Origin of the sequence: Mesorhizobium sp. M1365, from assembly GCF_040317865.1 — a bacterium.
Taxonomy (GTDB): Bacteria; Pseudomonadota; Alphaproteobacteria; order Rhizobiales; family Rhizobiaceae; genus Mesorhizobium.
Genome location: NZ_JAMYLG010000025.1, coordinates 1 through 17,609, shown reverse-complemented (window position 1 = coordinate 17,609; position 17,609 = coordinate 1). Strand labels below are relative to the sequence as shown.

12 protein-coding genes and 1 pseudogene are annotated in these 17,609 nt (G+C 61.5%); 7 read left to right on the top strand and 6 right to left on the bottom strand.

The window, feature by feature from the left end:
- Positions 1-5: 5 nt before the first annotated feature.
- On the bottom strand, positions 6-1,004 hold the full coding sequence (locus NKH04_RS22675; RefSeq protein WP_353045005.1) for a LacI family DNA-binding transcriptional regulator: 999 nt from the start codon (positions 1,002-1,004) through the stop codon (positions 6-8).
- Between the two features lie 198 nt (positions 1,005-1,202).
- On the opposite strand from NKH04_RS22675, the gene NKH04_RS22670 reads away from it, so the two are divergent.
- From NKH04_RS22670 to NKH04_RS22650, 5 genes are all read left to right on the top strand, one after another.
- Positions 1,203-2,243: an ABC transporter substrate-binding protein gene (locus NKH04_RS22670; RefSeq protein WP_023676450.1), complete on the top strand. Its 1,041-nt coding sequence runs from the start codon at positions 1,203-1,205 to the stop codon at positions 2,241-2,243.
- Positions 2,244-2,370: 127 nt separating this feature from the next.
- Positions 2,371-3,408: an ABC transporter ATP-binding protein gene (locus NKH04_RS22665; protein ID WP_352978345.1), complete on the top strand. Its 1,038-nt coding sequence runs from the start codon at positions 2,371-2,373 to the stop codon at positions 3,406-3,408.
- On the top strand, positions 3,405-4,292 hold the full coding sequence (locus NKH04_RS22660) for an ABC transporter permease (RefSeq protein WP_352454571.1): 888 nt from the start codon (positions 3,405-3,407) through the stop codon (positions 4,290-4,292). The genes NKH04_RS22665 and NKH04_RS22660 overlap by 4 nt, the downstream gene beginning before the upstream one ends.
- A complete protein-coding gene (locus NKH04_RS22655; RefSeq protein ID WP_352624600.1) occupies positions 4,285-5,076 on the top strand; it encodes an ABC transporter permease in 792 nt (263 codons plus the stop codon). The genes NKH04_RS22660 and NKH04_RS22655 overlap by 8 nt, the downstream gene beginning before the upstream one ends.
- Before the next feature lie 14 nt (positions 5,077-5,090).
- On the top strand, positions 5,091-6,011 hold the full coding sequence (locus tag NKH04_RS22650; protein ID WP_353045004.1) for a phosphorylase family protein: 921 nt from the start codon (positions 5,091-5,093) through the stop codon (positions 6,009-6,011).
- A gap of 354 nt (positions 6,012-6,365) precedes the next feature.
- Here NKH04_RS22650 and NKH04_RS22645 read toward each other — a convergent pair whose 3' ends face one another.
- The 4 genes and pseudogenes from NKH04_RS22645 to NKH04_RS22630 all read right to left on the bottom strand — a co-directional run bounded on the left by NKH04_RS22645 (position 6,366) and on the right by NKH04_RS22630 (position 12,210).
- Complete coding sequence (locus tag NKH04_RS22645) at positions 6,366-8,123, bottom strand: adenylate/guanylate cyclase domain-containing protein (RefSeq protein WP_353045003.1); 1,758 nt, start codon at positions 8,121-8,123, stop codon at positions 6,366-6,368.
- A 340-nt stretch (positions 8,124-8,463) separates the two neighbouring features.
- Positions 8,464-9,489 (bottom strand): aldose epimerase family protein, encoded by a 1,026-nt coding sequence (locus NKH04_RS22640; protein WP_352470329.1) that lies wholly within the window; start codon positions 9,487-9,489, stop codon positions 8,464-8,466.
- An 82-nt stretch (positions 9,490-9,571) separates the two neighbouring features.
- Positions 9,572-11,029 (bottom strand): NAD-dependent succinate-semialdehyde dehydrogenase, encoded by a 1,458-nt coding sequence (locus tag NKH04_RS22635; protein ID WP_353045002.1) that lies wholly within the window; start codon positions 11,027-11,029, stop codon positions 9,572-9,574.
- 231 nt (positions 11,030-11,260) lie between these two features.
- A pseudogene (locus tag NKH04_RS22630) lies at positions 11,261-12,210 on the bottom strand (AEC family transporter).
- 151 nt (positions 12,211-12,361) lie between these two features.
- Between NKH04_RS22630 and NKH04_RS22625 the strand changes: the two are divergent.
- The gene (locus tag NKH04_RS22625) at positions 12,362-15,373 is read left to right on the top strand and encodes a caspase family protein (protein WP_353045001.1); all 3,012 of its coding nucleotides are present in this window, start codon (positions 12,362-12,364) and stop codon (positions 15,371-15,373) included.
- 106 nt (positions 15,374-15,479) lie between these two features.
- Positions 15,480-16,028 carry a histidine phosphatase family protein gene (locus NKH04_RS22620; RefSeq protein ID WP_352470325.1) on the top strand — a complete coding sequence of 183 codons (549 nt, stop codon included), beginning with the start codon at positions 15,480-15,482 and terminating at the stop codon, positions 16,026-16,028.
- Positions 16,029-16,230: 202 nt separating this feature from the next.
- Here NKH04_RS22620 and NKH04_RS22615 read toward each other — a convergent pair whose 3' ends face one another.
- On the bottom strand, positions 16,231-17,391 hold the full coding sequence (locus tag NKH04_RS22615; protein ID WP_353045019.1) for an epoxide hydrolase family protein: 1,161 nt from the start codon (positions 17,389-17,391) through the stop codon (positions 16,231-16,233).
- Positions 17,392-17,609: the final 218 nt, after the last annotated feature.

Here is a 17,609-nt window from a genome sequence, read left to right as displayed (position 1 = left end):
CCGGATTATTCGGCCGGCTCGAATCTGCCTTGCACCAAGACTGTCTCCACCGGCCCGAGCGGATTGATGATCCGGCTCTCCAGGACTTCGATAAGTTTGCGTCCAACACCCGCCATATCCACGGAATGAACTCCGATCTTTGCCGGCAGGAAGCGTGCCAGCCGCGTGCTGTCACGGGTGACGATGTGGACGTCGCGGCCTGGTGTGAGACCCCACTTGCCGAGAGCGTGCAACGCTCCCAGAAGGCCCAGTTCGTTGGCGCACGCCAAGCCCGTTGGCGGATCTGATGACCCCAGCAAGCGATCGAACCAGCCTGCGCTCGATTCCATGGTGAACATGCCATGACCGATCAACGATGGGTCGATCGGAATGCCAGCCTCGGCCATTGCCCTTCCATACCCGGAAAGACGCGTGGCACTCGCCTGGTCCTCCGGAACGAGAAGTTGCAGCGCAATACGTCGACAGCCCTTATCCATGAGCCGCCGGGTCGCCTCATAGGCAATCTGTTCATTGTCGACATCGACGTAAGGATACGCGATATCCAGGTCGGTTCTTCCAAACGCGACGAACGGCATGCGTCTATCCAGCAGCAGCTTGACGCGCGGATCAGCCGACACCAGGCGCGTGATGACCAGGCCGTCTGCGCTGTGCGCCTGAAGCTGCCGCTGCACACTCTCAACGGGATCGTCGTCGGGAGTGGTGGAATAGATGGACAGACTATAACCGGCTTGCCGCGCCGCCAGCGTCATGCCTTCGATTAAAGGAAGCTTCAATAGATCGGACAGATGGTCTCGTGTTTCCATCGGGAGTACTGCCGTCAGCGTCTGCGTTCGACCGGTTTTGAGCGCGCGACCATGATGATTTGGTAGATAGCCGACCCGCTTAGCCGCCTCCTTGACGCGGGCTATGGTCGAGGGCTGCACCTCCGGCCCATCCTTCAGAGCGCGGGATACCGTGGTCACCGACAGGGAAAGTTCAGCGGCGATCTGCTTTAGATTGGCCATTGTTCGCCCGACTTCATTTGCGAAAGCGCCGGCTGATTTGCTGACCGCCATAACGTTACCGAATTCGACATCCCGGTCAATCCAAACTCCCGCAGGAAGCAGCTTGACTCCGGCGCATTCAGATGCAATCGTAACGTTACGATTACAAAATAATGGCTCTTTCAAGCGATATTCCATAAAAGTTGGGGAGGAGAACCTATGTCCTGGCTACGCATTTCCTTAACAGCATTCGCAATCTCGGCTGCCCTGCCCGTGCATGCGCAGACGGTCACCATCACGACCGCAGGCGGCGACTATGGTAACGCCATGAAGGAAGCCATGTGGGGCCCGGCTGCAAAAGAGCTTGGCTATGATGTCCGCGAGGAGACCCTAAGCGACGGCTTGGCCGCCCTGAAAATGCAGGTCACCTCGGGTGCGGTCACGACCGACGTCATTCACCTGGGCTCACCGGAAGGCGCGCAGGCTGCCGCACAATCGCTGCTGGAGCCGCTCGACTACAAGATCATCGATCCGAAATCCGTGCCGGAGGGTGCGAAGTCCGACTACTGCTATCCGTTTGACTCCTATGGCACCGTCATGTCGTGGAACACCAAGACCTATGGCGAGAACCCGCCGAAGACGTGGGCGGAATTCTGGGATGTTGCCAAATTTTCTGGCCGTCGCGCGTTGCGCGCCAATGCGCAAGACTCGATCGAGATCGCGCTTCTCTCCGATGGCGTGGCACCGGCGGACGTCTATTCCGTGCTCAGCACCCCGGAAGGGCTAGAGCGCGCCATCAAGCGGCTTGAAGCGATCAAACCAGATGTCGCCGTGTGGTGGACCTCGGGCGCCCAGTCGGCGCAGTTGCTGAAAGACGGCGAGGCGGATTTGGTCATTACCTGGAACGGACGCGCCCAAACCGTGAAAGCAGATGGCGGCGCGGCTGACTACACGTTCAAGGGTTCGGTCATCGGCACGGACTGTCTTGGGGTGCCGAAGGGAGCGCCGAACAAGGAAGCCGCGATGAAGCTCATCGCAGCGATGACGCAGCCCGCGCGGGTTGCCAAGCTGACCGATTTCATTGCCTACGGCCCAGTCAATCCTGCGGCATATGAGGGTGGCCTTATTCCCGAGGACCGTCTGAAGACCCTTGCGACCGCACCTGAAAATGCTGGCACTTCGGTGTTTTCCAATTCAGAATGGTGGGTCAAGAATGGCGAGGCTGCCCAAAGAGCCTTCGATGAAATGATGGCTCGCTGACTCTCAGCTCTGACGCATGTCGCGCAAAAATGTGCAGCGCGCGACAATGACATGCATGAAAACAAGAACCTAAAGCGCGTCGCGTGAAGCCGGTCGAACGCGACGCGCTTCAAGGCTGGAGCACATGATGAAGTCGCTCGCGATCACCATCGAAAGCGTGCACAAGGCTTATGGGTCCTACGTCGCACTGGATGATGTTTCGCTCGACATTCAGGCTGGCGAATTCCTCACGCTGTTAGGACCATCGGGATCGGGCAAGACCACGTTACTCATGGCTCTGGCCGGTTTTGTCCGGCCGGATTCCGGTAAACTTTTCTTGGGCGATCGAGACATCACCCGCCTGCCGCCCAACAAACGAGACATCGGCATAGTATTCCAGAATTACGCCTTGTTTCCCCACATGAATGTCCTGGCGAATGTCGCGTATCCGCTGGTGCTGCGCCAGGTACCGAGAGCGGAGGCGCGTCAGCGGGCGCTTGATACCTTGGCCCGCGTGAAGCTGGATGGTCTGGCGGAGCGCAATATTGCCGCACTATCCGGCGGCCAACGTCAACGGGTGGCATTGGCGCGGGCTATCGTTTTCGAACCGCGCGTGATGTTGATGGACGAGCCGCTGTCGGCGCTCGACAAGAACCTGCGCGAGACCATGCAGTATGAGATCCGGCGTCTGCATGATCATCTACGGATCACCACGATCTATGTAACCCACGACCAGCGCGAAGCGCTGATTATGTCTGACCGGATTGCGGTGATGAATTCTGGCCGCATCCAGCAGATAGATACGCCGCAGCGGATTTATGATCGTCCATCGACCCGCTTCGTCGCGGAGTTCATGGGCGAGGCCAACATTGTGGCCCCGGGCTCAGCGCGCAGAATCGACGGCGCCGAAGCATCACGCGAAACTCTGATGATCCGCGCCGAAAGCTTCCATCTTGATGCGAAGCTCGTCGGGGGAGACGGAGTGGCTCTCGAAGGAATACTGCGCGCCAAAGCGTTCCGCGGCGAGAACTGGCTTTTGACGCTGGCGCTTGACGGCGGGCAAGAGGTTCTTGTCTGCATTCCGGCAGCGCTGGCCGGCGGCTGCGCCGAGCTTGCCGCCGGTCAGCGGATGACCGCATATGCACCGGCAGCGAAGGTTCACGCGATACCGGGAGCGATGGCGTGACCGTCGTCCGGGACCCGGCGCTCGCGGCGGATGCGCGGCGCGAGCGGCGGTTTTTTCTTTCACTTTCGCTCCCGGCGCTGTTCATCGTTGGACTGGCGGCGATACTGCCCATCCTTTGGATCATCCGGCAATCCTTCCTGACCACCGGGGGTGAGTACACTGTCGGCAACTACCAGAAGGTCCTTTCGAGCGGACTGACGTGGTCGGCGCTCGTCACGACCCTCGAACTGTCCTTGGGTACGCTGGCGGGCTGCATTCTCCTCGGCACTCCTCTGGCGCTGGCGCTAGCCAGCGTCAGACCAAGGCTGGCCAACGTGCTCATGGCGTTCGTCATGCTGCCGCTGTGGACCTCTATTCTGGTGCGTACCTATGGTTGGCTCGTGCTCTTGCGGCGCGACGGCCTGATCAACGCGGCTTTGACCGGTTCAGGCCTGACGGCGGAGCCATTGCCGCTGGTCTACAACTTCACGGGAACGCTCATCGGCATGGTGCACTACATGCTGCCACTTTTTCTGCTGCCTGTTTATGCTGCGATGCGCGATATCGACCCAAATCTCATTCGCGCGGCTGCGAGCATGGGAGCCACTCTCAGGCAGGTCATCCGCACAGTCATTATGCCGCTTTCGGCGGGCGGCATCTTCTCGGGTTCGATCATCGTCCTCATCTACGCCATAGGTTTTTTCATCACGCCGGCGGTGCTTGGCGGCGGCAAGGTAAATCCGCTCTCTACCCGGATCGAGCGTACACTATCGACCTTTCAGGACTGGGGGTCGGCAAGCGTCCTGGGCATTCTGCTCCTCGTTCTTATGGCGCTGATCGGTGTGATGTTGCTGGCGGCACGCCGTCTGGTGGCCCAGAACACCGTGGAAGCCTCCCATGCTTGAAGCCTATCCGCAAAACAGGCTCGCCCGCATTTTGCTCTGGAGCTTTGCCGCTCTTGTGATGGCATTTCTGATGCTGCCGACGCTCGTGGTGGTGCCGCTTTCCTTTTCGGCGTCGAATCTCCTCGAGTTTCCGCCGCACGCCTACTCGTTGCGCTGGTACGAGAACTTCTTCGGCTCGGCAACGTGGATGGCCGCGCTGAGAACGAGTTTGATCCTTGGGACGTTGACGGCGTTGATCGCGGTGCCTTTCGCGCTGCTCGCCTGCATTTCAATGAATCGGCTGGGCGGAAAAACCGCTGCGGCCATCCAGAGCGTCCTGCTGACCCCCTCGATCACCCCCGGTATCCTGCTTGCGATCGGTCTCTTCTTTGTGTTGGCCGCACAACATCTGATCGGAACGCTATTCGGTGTGCTGGTCGGACATGTGGTGCTGGCCGTTCCGGTCGCCTGCATTGTGTTGCTACCCGCTCTCGCCCGCTTTGACTGGAACCAGGTTCAGGCGGCGCGCAGCCTCGGTGCAAACTGGGCCAGGTCCATTGGCGGAATCATCGTTCCGCAACTTCGGATCAGCTTGCTGTCAGCGACATTGATGGCGTTCCTGACTTCGCTCGACGAGTCCGTGATTTCGATCTTCATCGCAAGCGGTCGCAACAGCACGATGCCGAAGCTTATGTTCCTGTCGCTGCGCGATCAGATCGATCCGACCATTGCGGCGATCTCGACATTGTGGACCGTCATCGTCGTGGCCGTCGTCCTGATTGTGACCCTTCGCCAAAAATCCTGACCGAGACTGGAAACATGCCCACCAATTGCCACGCAGCCGACGATCTGACGGATCATTCGACGGACATCCCTCAGGTAGGGTTGGCCATCATCACCGGGTCGGCAAACTGGGGGCTTGCCTTCCCGGAAGATGTCGAATTCGATGGTGTGCGCACCTTGCGGCGCGACATGAGTTTTGAAACACCTTTCGGTCGCACCGACAACTGGAAGCTGCTCGAGTTCGATGCGTCGATCACAGCGGAAGGGAGAGCAAAACGCGCGCTGTGCATGTATTCGCACGGCAATCCCCGCGACCGTATCGACCATTCCTGCCATCGCCGCGCGTTCTGGGTATTGATGCGGGCGGGTGTACGGCAAGTTCTCGCCTGCTCGACTGTAGGCGCCGTCAACAAGGCGATCCAGCCGGGCGACATGGTGGTGACCGCCGATATCATTGAACTGACGCAGACCCCGTTTTCACTGCTTCCTGACCGTCAGAGCTTTGACTGTTCGGGCAAGCAAATCGTGTGTCCAAGATGTGCGGCGGTTCTGGTCGAAACGGCCCGCCGTCATTGGCCAGCCGAATGCCGCGTTTATGGCATCGAACAGCAGTTGGTGGCTGCCCATTGTTATGGGCCCCGGCTGACAACGCCTGCCGAAGCCTTGGCATATCGTGGCATGGGGGCGGATGTACTCAACCATTCCATCGCCCCTGAGGCGACCTTGTCGCGCGAGATCGGCGCGTGTTTCGTGCCTTGCGCGTTCGTGACGGCGGGCTTCAACGACTACATGGATCGCAATCGCCAGAAATTGCTGCAGGAGGACGTGCTGCCCAGTCTCTCCATGACAGCCTCGCGGGTCGCGCTGGAGACCGCCGCGCGACTTCCCGCTGATCCGGAATGCTCCTGTCACGGCTTGAAGTCGCCTCAGCCGAAAGAACGCTCCAGCCGGTTCTGAGACGACCTTGGTGCGCCGGATAGCTGAAGCTCTGCCACCCACCAACAATACCGAGGGCGCTGCATTGGGCGTGTTTGCGACGTTCGAAACGTTGAGGGCGGCGTTTGAGGATTAGGGTCAAAACTCAATCAGACTGGCTGCCGCCAATGGCCCAGATGGGCGGAACTTGCCGTTTGAATTAGTCGGCGGGAATGAGCACAGAGCGCCATGAGCGGAAGCTTAGCAGCGGTCACGCCAGCGCCCAGTTAGCGCTACGAAGCAGACCTTCAGCCTGTGCCGGAAGCGGGGCCCGGCTTACCAAGTGGCATATCCAGGAAGCGCGTCCCCCTCTTCAGCTAGGCACCGTTTTCGGCTCTACGCTATGCCTGCGCGACGAGCCCCTTCCTTAATCGCAGCGAGGGCCAGAGGATTGGTGACGGGATAGGTTCGGATGAAGTTCTCGACGGTGAACCTTGGAAACTCGACGGCAATCCGCCTGGCGATCGACTGCGCCTGCGCCGACTCTTCGAGCAGCGCGTGGCACAGGGCACGGAACATCAGAGTGACGGGAATATCCGGCGGACTTTGGCACAGCGACGACAGACTGTCGGCATAGCGACCGGCGACGAACCGCGCCCGGGCGAGCTGCGCGTAGTACCAACTCGGAGCCTGCGGATTGAGGCGAAGCGCCCGTTCGGCGAGAGCACAGCCTTCTTCCGGATTTCCACACACGAGAGCTCGGCTTGAGGCAAGCATCGACAGCACATCGGCGTCATTGGGTGCCAGGGCCAGCGCCCGGTCGTATTCCTCTGCGGCCCCGCTGATATCGCCGTCAATGGCGCGGAGAGCGCCCATGTAAAGGCGCGTCATCGGATCGGTAGGGTCGAGCGCCAGAGCCTTTTCCACGCATTCTCGCCAGCGCTCGACCGAAGCGGCTGAATCTGGCGTGAAGGCATTGAAGGCATCGACCGCATGTGCCAATCCCAACGTCATCCAGGCCCGCGCGAAGCCGGGGTCGAGTTCCACGGCGCGGGACAGCATGCGTATGGCTTCTGCCCTCGCATCGGTCGTGAATCTGTCGTGCAGTTCCACCCCGAGTAGATAGCAGTCGTAAGCAACCAGGCTCGAGGGAGGCTTCCGCCGAGCCACCTCACGCCCGAGATTGGCGAGCTTGCCGAAAGTGCCTGCCAGGGCGTTGATAACGTTCTGTGTGATGCTGTCCTGCATGAGAAAAAAATCATCGGTCGACTCGTCGAACCGCGCCGACCAAAGGTTGGCTCCGGTCCGGGTGTCGACCAGCTGCACCGCGACGCGGACACGCTGTCCGATCGCCTGGAGGGTGCCTTCCAGCAGGTAATCGGCGTTCAGTTCCCGTCCAACCGAGCGTGTGTCGCTCGCCCGTCCCCGATAGGACTGCATGGTCTGGCGCGAAATGACCGCAAGGTCGGGATAGCGCGCTAGGTCGCCGATCATGTCGGCCGACAGGCCGTCTGCCAGCCGCGTCCAGCCGTCGTCGGCGCTCAGGTTTTCGAACGGCAAAACCGCAATTACCGGCGGCTTACTGTCGTCGCCGGAAGAAAGGCGTGGTTTGGCACCGACGATCTTGCCAGCAGTAGCGGGGTCGATCAAGACACGGTACACGCGAACCGGTTCGGCGATACTTTTCATTTTCTGCACGCCGAGTGAGGCAAAGCCGATCGGCACCTTTCCCCTCACATGGTCGCAGGCGGTGGCGGAAATCGCGATTCCTCCAGGTTCCGCCAGCCCTTGCAGCCGATCGGCGATGTTCACCGCGTCACCGTGGATGTCGTCACCCTCAACGATAACATCGCCCAGATTGATGCCGATGCGGAAATCAAGCCGCCGTTCTGGCTGCGTGAAAACGTTCACCTCCGCCTTCTGTTGCTGGATTTCGACCGCGCAGCGTAGGGCGTCGACCACACTGTGGAACTCGACCAACATCCCATCTCCCATGGTTTTCACCAGTCGACCATGGTGCGCAGCGATCCTTGGCTTGAATACTTCGTTCAGGTCGGTTCGGAAAAGCGCACGCGTACCCTCGTCGTCGATCTGGCTCAAGCGGCCATAGCCGACGACATCGGCAATCAGGACGGCTGCGAGATGACGTTCCATCCCCCAATCCTTCGCGGATTGTTACCCGCTTTCCAAGCTTACAGCAGGTCGCAGGTTGATGCCATTGCCGCCGCCCCTGAAAGACAGCTTTTCAGGTCTGTGTACTTTGCTGCATGAGAGCCCGAATGTCGGATAAGGGTCAACTTGCGTCGTCAGGGCTCTCGGCGTCAAAAGTCGGAGAGGCTTCGAAGTCGGTCGTTCAGAGTGATTGCGTTTTGACTCCAGTGCGCCGCGCGTCATTGGACGCGCAAAGGACGCTATAACACTTTGAATTTTGCATGACCCTTTCCGAACCGGAGGTCAGCGCAGCAAAACCATGCCGGTTTCCGGGGGTCATGCCCTAAGGCAGCCTGAACCGGTATTCGGTCACGTGATGATAGATCTGCCCGGGCCACAGCGTGGCTTGCGGGAAATACGGCCGGTTCGGCGCATCCGGCCAGATTTGCGGCTCCAGGCAAAAGCCCGAAAACGCCTTGTACTGGCGTCCGCCCAATCCAGGCGAGGACGGCGCCAGATACTGGCCGGTATAGAGCTGGACGCCCGGCTCGGTGGTCCAGAGCTCCATCTCGACGCCGGAATTCGCGCCTTGCGCCCACGACGCCTGCTTCAGCGGCCCGCGCGTCGAGGCGAGGCAGAAATTCTGGTCGTAGGGGAGTTGTTCGCCCTCGGTCTCCATGCGCAGCGGCCGCGCCTGGCGAAAATCGAAGGGCGTACCGTCGACCGGCTTTACCGTGCCTGTCGGAATGAGATCCGCGTCGACCGGCAGATAGGCGCCGGCATTCAGCATCAACCGGTGATCGAGAATGTCGCCGGCGCCGCCGTCATCCAGGTTGAAATAGGAATGCTGGGTGAGGTTGCAGAGCGTCGGCTCCTCGCAGGTGGCGGTCAGTTCGACGCTGAGCGTGCCGGGGATCTTGAGCCGGTAGGTGCAGGTCACGTCGAGCGCGCCGGGAAAGCCCATCATGCCGTCGGGGTCGTGCAATGTCAGCGTGACAAAATCCCTGCCATGCAGCGAAACCGCCCAGGCACGGCGCGAAAAACCTTGCGAACCGCCATGCAGCGTGTGCTTTTCGAGGAAATTGCGCTCGGTCTGGTAGCGTTTGCCGGCAAGCGTGAAGCGGCCGTCGCGGATACGGTTGGCATAGCGCCCGACGACAGTGCCGAAGAAGGCGGTATCCGTCTCATAGTGCTCGAAACGATCATAGCCGAGCACCAATGGCGCCTCGTGCCCAGCCAGGTGCAGATCCTGGATGATCGCACCCAGGCCGATGATGTTGGCGGTAAGGCCGCCGCCACGAATGGTGAAACGGCGGACTTCCTCGCCCGCCTGCGTCGTGCCGAAAACCTCGCCGTCTTTCATCGCCATGCTCGCAAGTTCGTTGCTCGACGCCAGCCTGGCCTTTTCCGAAGCGGCTCAGGGTCTTTTTCGGTATTACCGCATGAGGCTTCTAGAGACCAAGTCCGCCGATGCAGACATATTTGGTGTCGAGATAGTCCTCGATGCCCTGATGGCCGCCTTCCTTGCCGAGGCCCGATTCCTTGACGCCGCCGAACGGCGCCTCAGGGGTGGTGATGAGCCCTTCATTGACGCCGACCATGCCGTATTTGAGCCCTTCCATGACCCGGAAGGCGCGGCCGAGATCGCCGGTGTAGAAGTAGCAGGCCAGGCCGAACTCGGTGTCGTTGGCGAGTGCTACCGCCTCTTCCTCGGTCTCGAACTTGAACACCGGCGCCACCGGGCCGAAGATTTCTTCCTTCATGAAGCGCATCTTCGGCGTCGCATTGGCGATCACCGTCGGCTGGAAGAACGAGCCGCCGAGCGCGTGGCGCTTGCCGCCGGCGACGACCTTGCCGCCCTTGGCGGTAGCGTCGGCGATCAGCTCCTCGACTTTCTCCACCGCCTTTTCGTCGATCAGCGGCCCCTGCTGGACGCCGTCTTCGAGGCCGGAACCGACCTTCAGTCCGTTGCTCGCAGCAGCCAACTTTTCGACGAACTGGTCATAGATGCCGGCCTGCACCAGGAAGCGGTTGGTGCAGACGCAGGTCTGGCCGGAATTGCGGTACTTGGCGGTGATGGCGCCGGCGACGGCCCGCTCGAGATCGGCGTTATCGAAGACGATGAACGGCGCATTGCCGCCGAGCTCCATCGACACTTTCTTGACCGTCACCGACGACTTCTGGATCAGGATCTTGCCGACCTCGGTCGAGCCGGTGAAGGTGATCTTCTTGACCAGCGGGTTGGCACAGATCTCGTCGCCGATCTCGCCGGCAGCGCCGGTCAGGATATTGATCACGCCTTTGGGGAAGCCGACTTCCTCGGCAAGCGCGCCCCAGGCAAGGCCGGAATAAGGCGTCTGCGACGCCGGCTTGACCACGGCGGTACAGCCGGCGGCAAGCGCCGGACCGAGCTTGCGGGCCAGCATCGAGGACGGGAAATTCCATGGCGTGATGGCGGCGATGACGCCGACCGGTTCCTTGGTCACCAGGATACGGCGGTCAGCCCACGGCGACGGCACGACGTCGCCATAGGTGCGGCGGCCTTCTTCGGCGAACCACAATATGTAGGACGCGGCCGAGCCGATCTCGCCCTTCGATTCGAACAGCGACTTGCCCTGTTCGATGGTCAGCAGTTCGGCCAACACGTCCTGATTATCCATCATCGCGTCGTGCAGCTTGCGCAACAGCTTCGAGCGTTCGAGCGCGGTGGTCTTGCGCCATGTCTGGAAGGCAGCGTCGGCGGCTTCGATGGCGCGGCGGGTCTCGGCCTTGCCCGACTTCGGCACCGTGCCGATCTTGAGGCCGGTGGCAGGATTGTTGACGTCGACCGTCTGGCCTGAATCGGCCTGCACCCATTCGCCATTGATGAGATTGGCCTGCCGCATGAAATGGCTGGTCTTCTGAAGCATGATGTCGCCTCCGTTCGGCACCTGGCGGGCCGGTCGCTGATTCGTGAATGGACGTGCGCGATAGCATCGCTAGAGCCACTGCTCTTAGCCCAGGGCAAGCCCCGCAAGCAATCACAAGATGGCATATAGGGTTTGGGCCAGCCAAAGCGAGAGGCGATGCAGCCGGGTTCTTATCCAAAAACCCGGATTCTTATCCAAAAAACCCGAGTTCTTATCCAAAAACCCGAGTTCTTATCCAAAAACATGGACGACCACGGTCAGCCAAAACGCAGTGGTCACGACCGCACAGGCGGTGGCGATGGTCATCTGGTTCGACGCCAGCGCCTGGCCGGTGTTGAACTGCACCGCGATGAGATAGGAATTGATGCCGGACGGCAACGCCGCAACCATGACCGCCACCTTGGCCGTCAATGGCGGCAGGCCGATCAGCCAGACCAGGCCGAGAACCAGCGCCGGCATCAGGAACAGTTTCAGCGCCGACAGCGCCAGCGCCGGCCTTACATTGCCGGAAATGCCGAAACGGCGCAGGCTGAGCCCCATGGCGAACAGCGCCACCGGGGCGGCCGTGCCGGCCAGCGCGTCGCTCAGCCGCGTCGCAAGCACCGGCAGCGGCGCACCGGTGAAGCGCCAGCCAGCCCGGCCAGTATGCCGATGATCAGCGGATTGATGAATACCCGCCTGAGAAAGCTCCTGACGACGCGGAGCGGATGCACAGGCTCGCTGCCGCCGCGGCCGAACATCTCGAACAGGATGATCGAGGCCATCATCATCACCGGCAGATGAATGGAGACGAGCAGTGACAGCACTTCGAACCCCGCCGGCCCGAACACGCCGATGATGAAGGGCGCGCCGAGCAGGACAACGTTGGAGTAGGACGACGACACGCCGCCGACGACGCCGGCGCGGGCGTCCCGCCCGAAGATGCGCGTAATGACCAGATGGCCGGCAGCCCAGGTAAGCGCCACCGCCGCGAAATAGGCGCCCCACAGTGACCACGGCGCCACGCCGTGGAAATCAGCCTTTACCATGGTCTGGAACAGCAAAAGCGGCATTGCCACGTTGATGGCGAATTCGGATACGCCCTCGCCGCTCGCCGGCTTCAAATAGCCGGTCAACCCGGCAAGATAGCCGAGCCCGACAAGACTGAAGACGAAGAGGACGGTTTCGGTAAGCGGAGACATTTTTCCCGTGATAGGCGAGGCTCGGCGGCGGCGCAATCGCCCTTCCCTCGCGAAGGTACCGGCCAACAATCCGATCGCTCGGATCTTGCCCGAATTTGCTCATGGTTGGATGCCAGCGCTATACAGGGTTGTTGGGGGGGACACGCGGCGAATGGGCCCTGTCGGAAATCAGCACTTCTTCAAGCAGGCGTGGCTGACGGCTTTCGTCGGCGCCATGCTTTGCCTCGTGGTGACCTCGGCTCATGCCGCGGAGCCGGCGAGCCTCAAGGGCGTGGCGCTGATTGTCGGCCAGTCGAAATACCAGCACATAGCGGCGCTCCCCAACCCCGCCAACGACGCCCGCGACATCGCCAAGATGCTGACCGATCTCGGCTTCGAGGCGCGCAGCGTCACCGACCGCGACACGGCAAAGCTGAAGCGCGACCTCGAGCGTTTCGCCGAGGATGCCGAGGACGCCGACGTCGCCTTGATCTACTATTCCGGCCACGGCATCGAGGCCGGCGGCGAAAACTATCTGGTGCCGGTCGACGCCGACGTTTCTTCATTGAAGGACGCCGATCAGGCCCTGGTGCCGATCTCCGCCGTCATGGACGAATTGAAGACGACCGTGCCGGTAACGATCATGCTGCTCGATGCCTGCCGCACCAACCCGTTTCCGGCGGATGCGGTGCTGCGCCGGGCGCCGACGGCCTCGGCCTCGCCGATTGGCGCCGGCGGCCTGGAGCCGGTGCGCGGCGCCAGGGCACTGGCGAACGCGACCGCGACGGAAAATCTGGGAACGGTGATCGGCTTTGCCGCCGAGCCGGGGCGGCCGGCACTCGATGGCATCGTCGGCGAAAACAGCCCCTACGCAGCGGCACTTCTGCGCCATCTCGCGGCGATGAAGGGCACCGAGTTCGGCTCGGTCATGCGCATGGTGACAGAGGAGGTCTATCTCGACACCAAGGCAAAGCAGCGGCCATGGGTCAATGAAAGCCTGCGCCGGCTGCTCTATTTCGGCGTTGCACCGCAGGAGCCGACCGGCGACGACGGCCTGATCACCGGCGAGCGGCGGCAATTGCTGCTGACGATCGCCGAGTTGCCTGACCCCAAGCGGGTACAGGTCGAACTGGCCTCGCTGCAGGACGGCGTCCCGCTCGACGCGCTTTATGGCGTGCTGAAGGCGCTCGGCACCGAAAACATGCCGGAGGACCCCACCGACCTGCAAAAGCTGCTCGACGCCCAGGCCGAGCGCCTGAAGAAGATGATCTCCGAGCGCGACGCGCTGCGCACCGACGACCCCGAGATCAGCCGCCTCGTCGCCTCGGCCGACAAGGCGATCGGCCAGGGCGCCATCGTCACCGCGCGCAACTTCCTCGACCAGGCGGTGGGCCGGGTCGAGCAGGCCAGCGGCGTGGTCGATCGGGCAGAGGATCTGGTCAGGCAGAAGCGTCTTGCCGACGCGGCGATCTATGCCAGGCGCGCCGACGCTTCGGCGCTGGTCTTCGACTATCTGTCGGCCGCCAACGATTACGGCAAGGCCTTCTCGCTGGTCGAGAAATGGGACGACAGGCTGCGCTGGAACTACAAGAACCAGGAGGCGGAAGCGCTTAACGCGCATGGCAACGCCACCGGCGACAGGCAAGCGCTGCAGCACGCCATCGACGCCTACCGCGTCATCCTGAACTTCATCCCCAATGGCGAGCAGAACCGCGATTGGGCGATCACCCGCAACAACATGGCGGTGGTGCTGCAGACGATCGGCGAGCGCGAGCGCGAAACCGACCGGCTGGAAAAGGCAGCGAAAATCTTTCGCGATTCGCTTGCCGTGTTCGAGCGCGAGAAGGATGATCTCAACTGGGCGGCCGCCCAGAATAACCTGGCCAATGTGCTGTTGAAGATCGGCGAACGCGAGAGCGACCCGAAACGCCTGAACGAGGCGGTGGTGGCGATGCGCGCCACGCTGGAGAAGCGGCCGCGCGACAAAGTCCCGCTGGATTGGGCCGCCTCGCAAAGCAACCTTGGCCTTGCGCTTTACGCGCTTTCGGAGCGCGAACCGGACGGCGAGCGCCTGACCGAGGCCGAGGCCGCCTACCGGCTGGCGCTTGAAGAATATACGCGCGAAAAGGCGCCCGTTCAGTGGGCGATGGTCCAGAACAACCTCGGCAATACGCTGGTGTCTCTGGGCACGCAACGCAACGACAAGGCAAAAATCGACGAGGCAGCCGACGCCTTCCGCGCCGCGCTCGAAATCCGCACACGCGATACCTTCCCGCTCTCGTGGGCGAGCAGCCGTCTCAATCTGGGTAACGCGCTGAGCAGTGCTGCCCGTTTCGATCTCGGCACCGGCCTGCTCGAAGAGGCGGCTGCCGCCTATGGCGACGCGCTGACCATATTTACACGCCAACGTTTTCCGACGGATTGGGCTTCGGCGGAGAACAATCTCGGCTCGATCTACCAGACGCTCGGCCAGCGCACGCGCGATCCTGCCAGGCTTGAGCAATCGGCTGCTGCATACCGGGCGGCACGGCGCGTCTATACCAAAAAGGAGTTTCCGCTCGACTGGGCGATGACCCACTACAATCTCGGCAACACGCTGCAACTGCTCGGCGGCGTGACCGACAAGCCGGTGCATTACGAGGCGGCGATCGAGGCCTATCGCGATGCACTGCGCGAATACAAGCGCGAGACGACGCCGCGGCAATGGGCACTGGCGCAGGCCGGCCTCGGCTCGGCGCTGCAATGGCTGAGCATGAGCGAGGCCGACCCCGGCAAACTGGCCGCATCGATCGCCGCGCGCCGGGCGGCGCTGGAGGTGCTGACCTTCGAGACCTCGCCCGTCGACTGGGCAAACGCGCAGAACGGCATCGGCATGAGCCTGATCAATCTCGGCAATCTCGAACGCACCGGCAAATATCTGGATGAAGCCGAAGCCGCCTTCGAGGCGACACTCAAGGTCTTCACCCGCGAAAGCCAGCCGATGCAATGGGCCTTCGAGCAGAACAATCTCGGCGACGTCCACTGGAACCGCGGCAGCTATGGCGGTGGCAATGCCGAATACCAAAAGGCGATCGAATTCTTCGAAAACGCCAAGCAGGGCTTTACCGAAGCCGGCTACACACTCCCGATCCCGCTGACCGACCGCAAGATCGATCTGGTGAAGAAGCAGATAGCGAAGAAATAGGCGTTTCGGCCGCAGGTTGCACTCGGCTTGTCTTTCAGCCGGCTTTGCCGTCCCTATATGCCGGTCACCGGGGACCTGCCTGCCGGTCACCCGAAAAGGATGTCTGATGCTTCGATTTGTGCTGGCGCTGCTGTTGCTTGCCGTTTCCGCCACAGCCCATGCGACGGAAGCCGGCTGGGCGCTGCTGCGCGACGGCGGGCATGTGGTCCTGCTTCGCCATGCCATGGTCACAGGCACCACCGATGCGGCCAATTTCGATCTCGGCAAATGCGCCACCCAGGTCAATCTCTCTGAGCGCGGCAAGCAACAGGCACGCAAGATCGGCGCGCTGTTTGGCGCCCGCGCCGCACCGGTCGAGCGCGTGCTGTCCAGCCGCTATTGCCGCTGCCTCGAGACCGCCCGCATTGCTTTCGAAAGCGAACCGGAGCCGTTCGCACCGCTTGACCTGCTGAAGACCGACGAAAAGGAGAAGGCCGCCCAGATCGCTGCGATCCTGGCCGAGATCCGCGGCTATTCCGGCTCCGACAATCTGGTCATGGTCACGCATCTCGAAAACATCAAGGAATTGACCGGCATCTCGCCGCGTGAAGGCGAAGCCGTGGTCGTCGAGCCGCAGGGCGACGGCCTGCGCGTGCTCGGCCGCGTTACCTTCTGACCGGGCCGGAGCCGGTTGAAGTGAAAATCTAGCGCTTGGTACCTTAAGCCGAATACCGGTTCCGACCCGCGATGAGGTCTTGGTCGAGTCCAAGGTCGACATTGACCTTAGTCAGGAGCAACGAGCGCTTTTAACGAAAGCGAATGCGATGCTACCGTCTCATCAGGACTTCCGAGCCGTGACAACGGGCAGGTTTTCGTCCTTACTTTGCCGGCCGGAGCCTCAGCGGCCGAAAAAAGGCCCGGATGTCCTCGACCAGGAGTTCGGGTTGCTCAATCGCCGCGAAATGTCCGCCTTTCGGCATGTCGGTCCAGCGCTCGACACGGAAGACTCGCTCGACCCAGGAGCGAGGTGGCATAGGAAGCTCTCGAGGGAAGACTGCAACGCCGAGGGGCGGTGTTATTCGCTCCCTTGGCCCGAAGATCAGGGGGCAGAGCCGGTTCTCTTTGTAAATCCGGAGTGAGGCCTCGATCGTGTTACCGAACCAGTAGAGCGAGATGTCGGTAAGCAGCGTGTCTAGAGGGATGGCGCGTTCGAGTTCGCCTTCGCAGTCGCTCCAACTGCGGAACTTCTCGGCAATCCATGCGGCTAGCCCGATTGGGGAATCTGTCAGTGCAAAGGCTAGCGTCTGGGGCTTGGTCCCCTGCAGAAAAGCGTAGGCCCCCTCCGTTGCGGCGAAATTCGCCGCACTGTCGAGGAATGCCTTCTCCTCCGGCGTGACAGGTGGGTCGTCGCGACCGGGGGTCGGGCGGAAACTGCCTGGAATGTAATTCAGGTGCAATCCGATAAGGTCGTCCGGGTAAAGCCGAGCGAGCCAGGTCGAGACGCCGGCGCCGATGTCGCCACCTTGTGCGGCGAAGCGATCATATCCCAGTTCGCGCATCAGCCCCCGCCACAGCTTCGCGACACGCTTTGAGCTAACGCCGGCCTGATGCGGCGGGGACGAGAAGCCGAAACCCGGAAGCGACGGTGCGACGATATCGAAGGCGTCCTCGGCATCCCCGCCGTATTTGGCAGGATCCGTGAGCAGCGGAATGACGTGCTCGAACTCGGCGAAGGAGCCGGGCCAGCCATGAGTGAGGATCAACGGCAAGGGTGCTGAACCCTTTCCTTTCTGATGAACGAAATGGATGTCGCACCCGTCTATCGTGACCCTAAACTGAGGCAACAGGTTCAGACGTTTTTCGTGATCGCGCCACCTGAAATCGTATTCCCAGTAACGTGAAAGCTTTCTGAGGAAATCAACGTCAGTACCGTCGTCCCATCCGTGTGCGAAGATCGACGACGGCCATCTTGTCGATTGGATACGACGCTGTAGGTACTCGATCTGTTCATCCGGGATGTGGATGTGGAAGGAATGCATGGCCACGGGTGTTGCTCCGATCAGCGGCGAAGAATTGTCCCATCATCAAGGCACAGAACGCAGGAAACCTCACTGAGCGACCGCTTTGTCCGCTACTTGCTCGTTCCCATCTACGAGACGAAGGTAACATTCCACCGATAGTGTTGAAGAAGTCGGCGATGAAGCCGTGGATCCACTCGCACCGAAGCGTCTTGATTAAGGTCGACGCGACCTCCTCG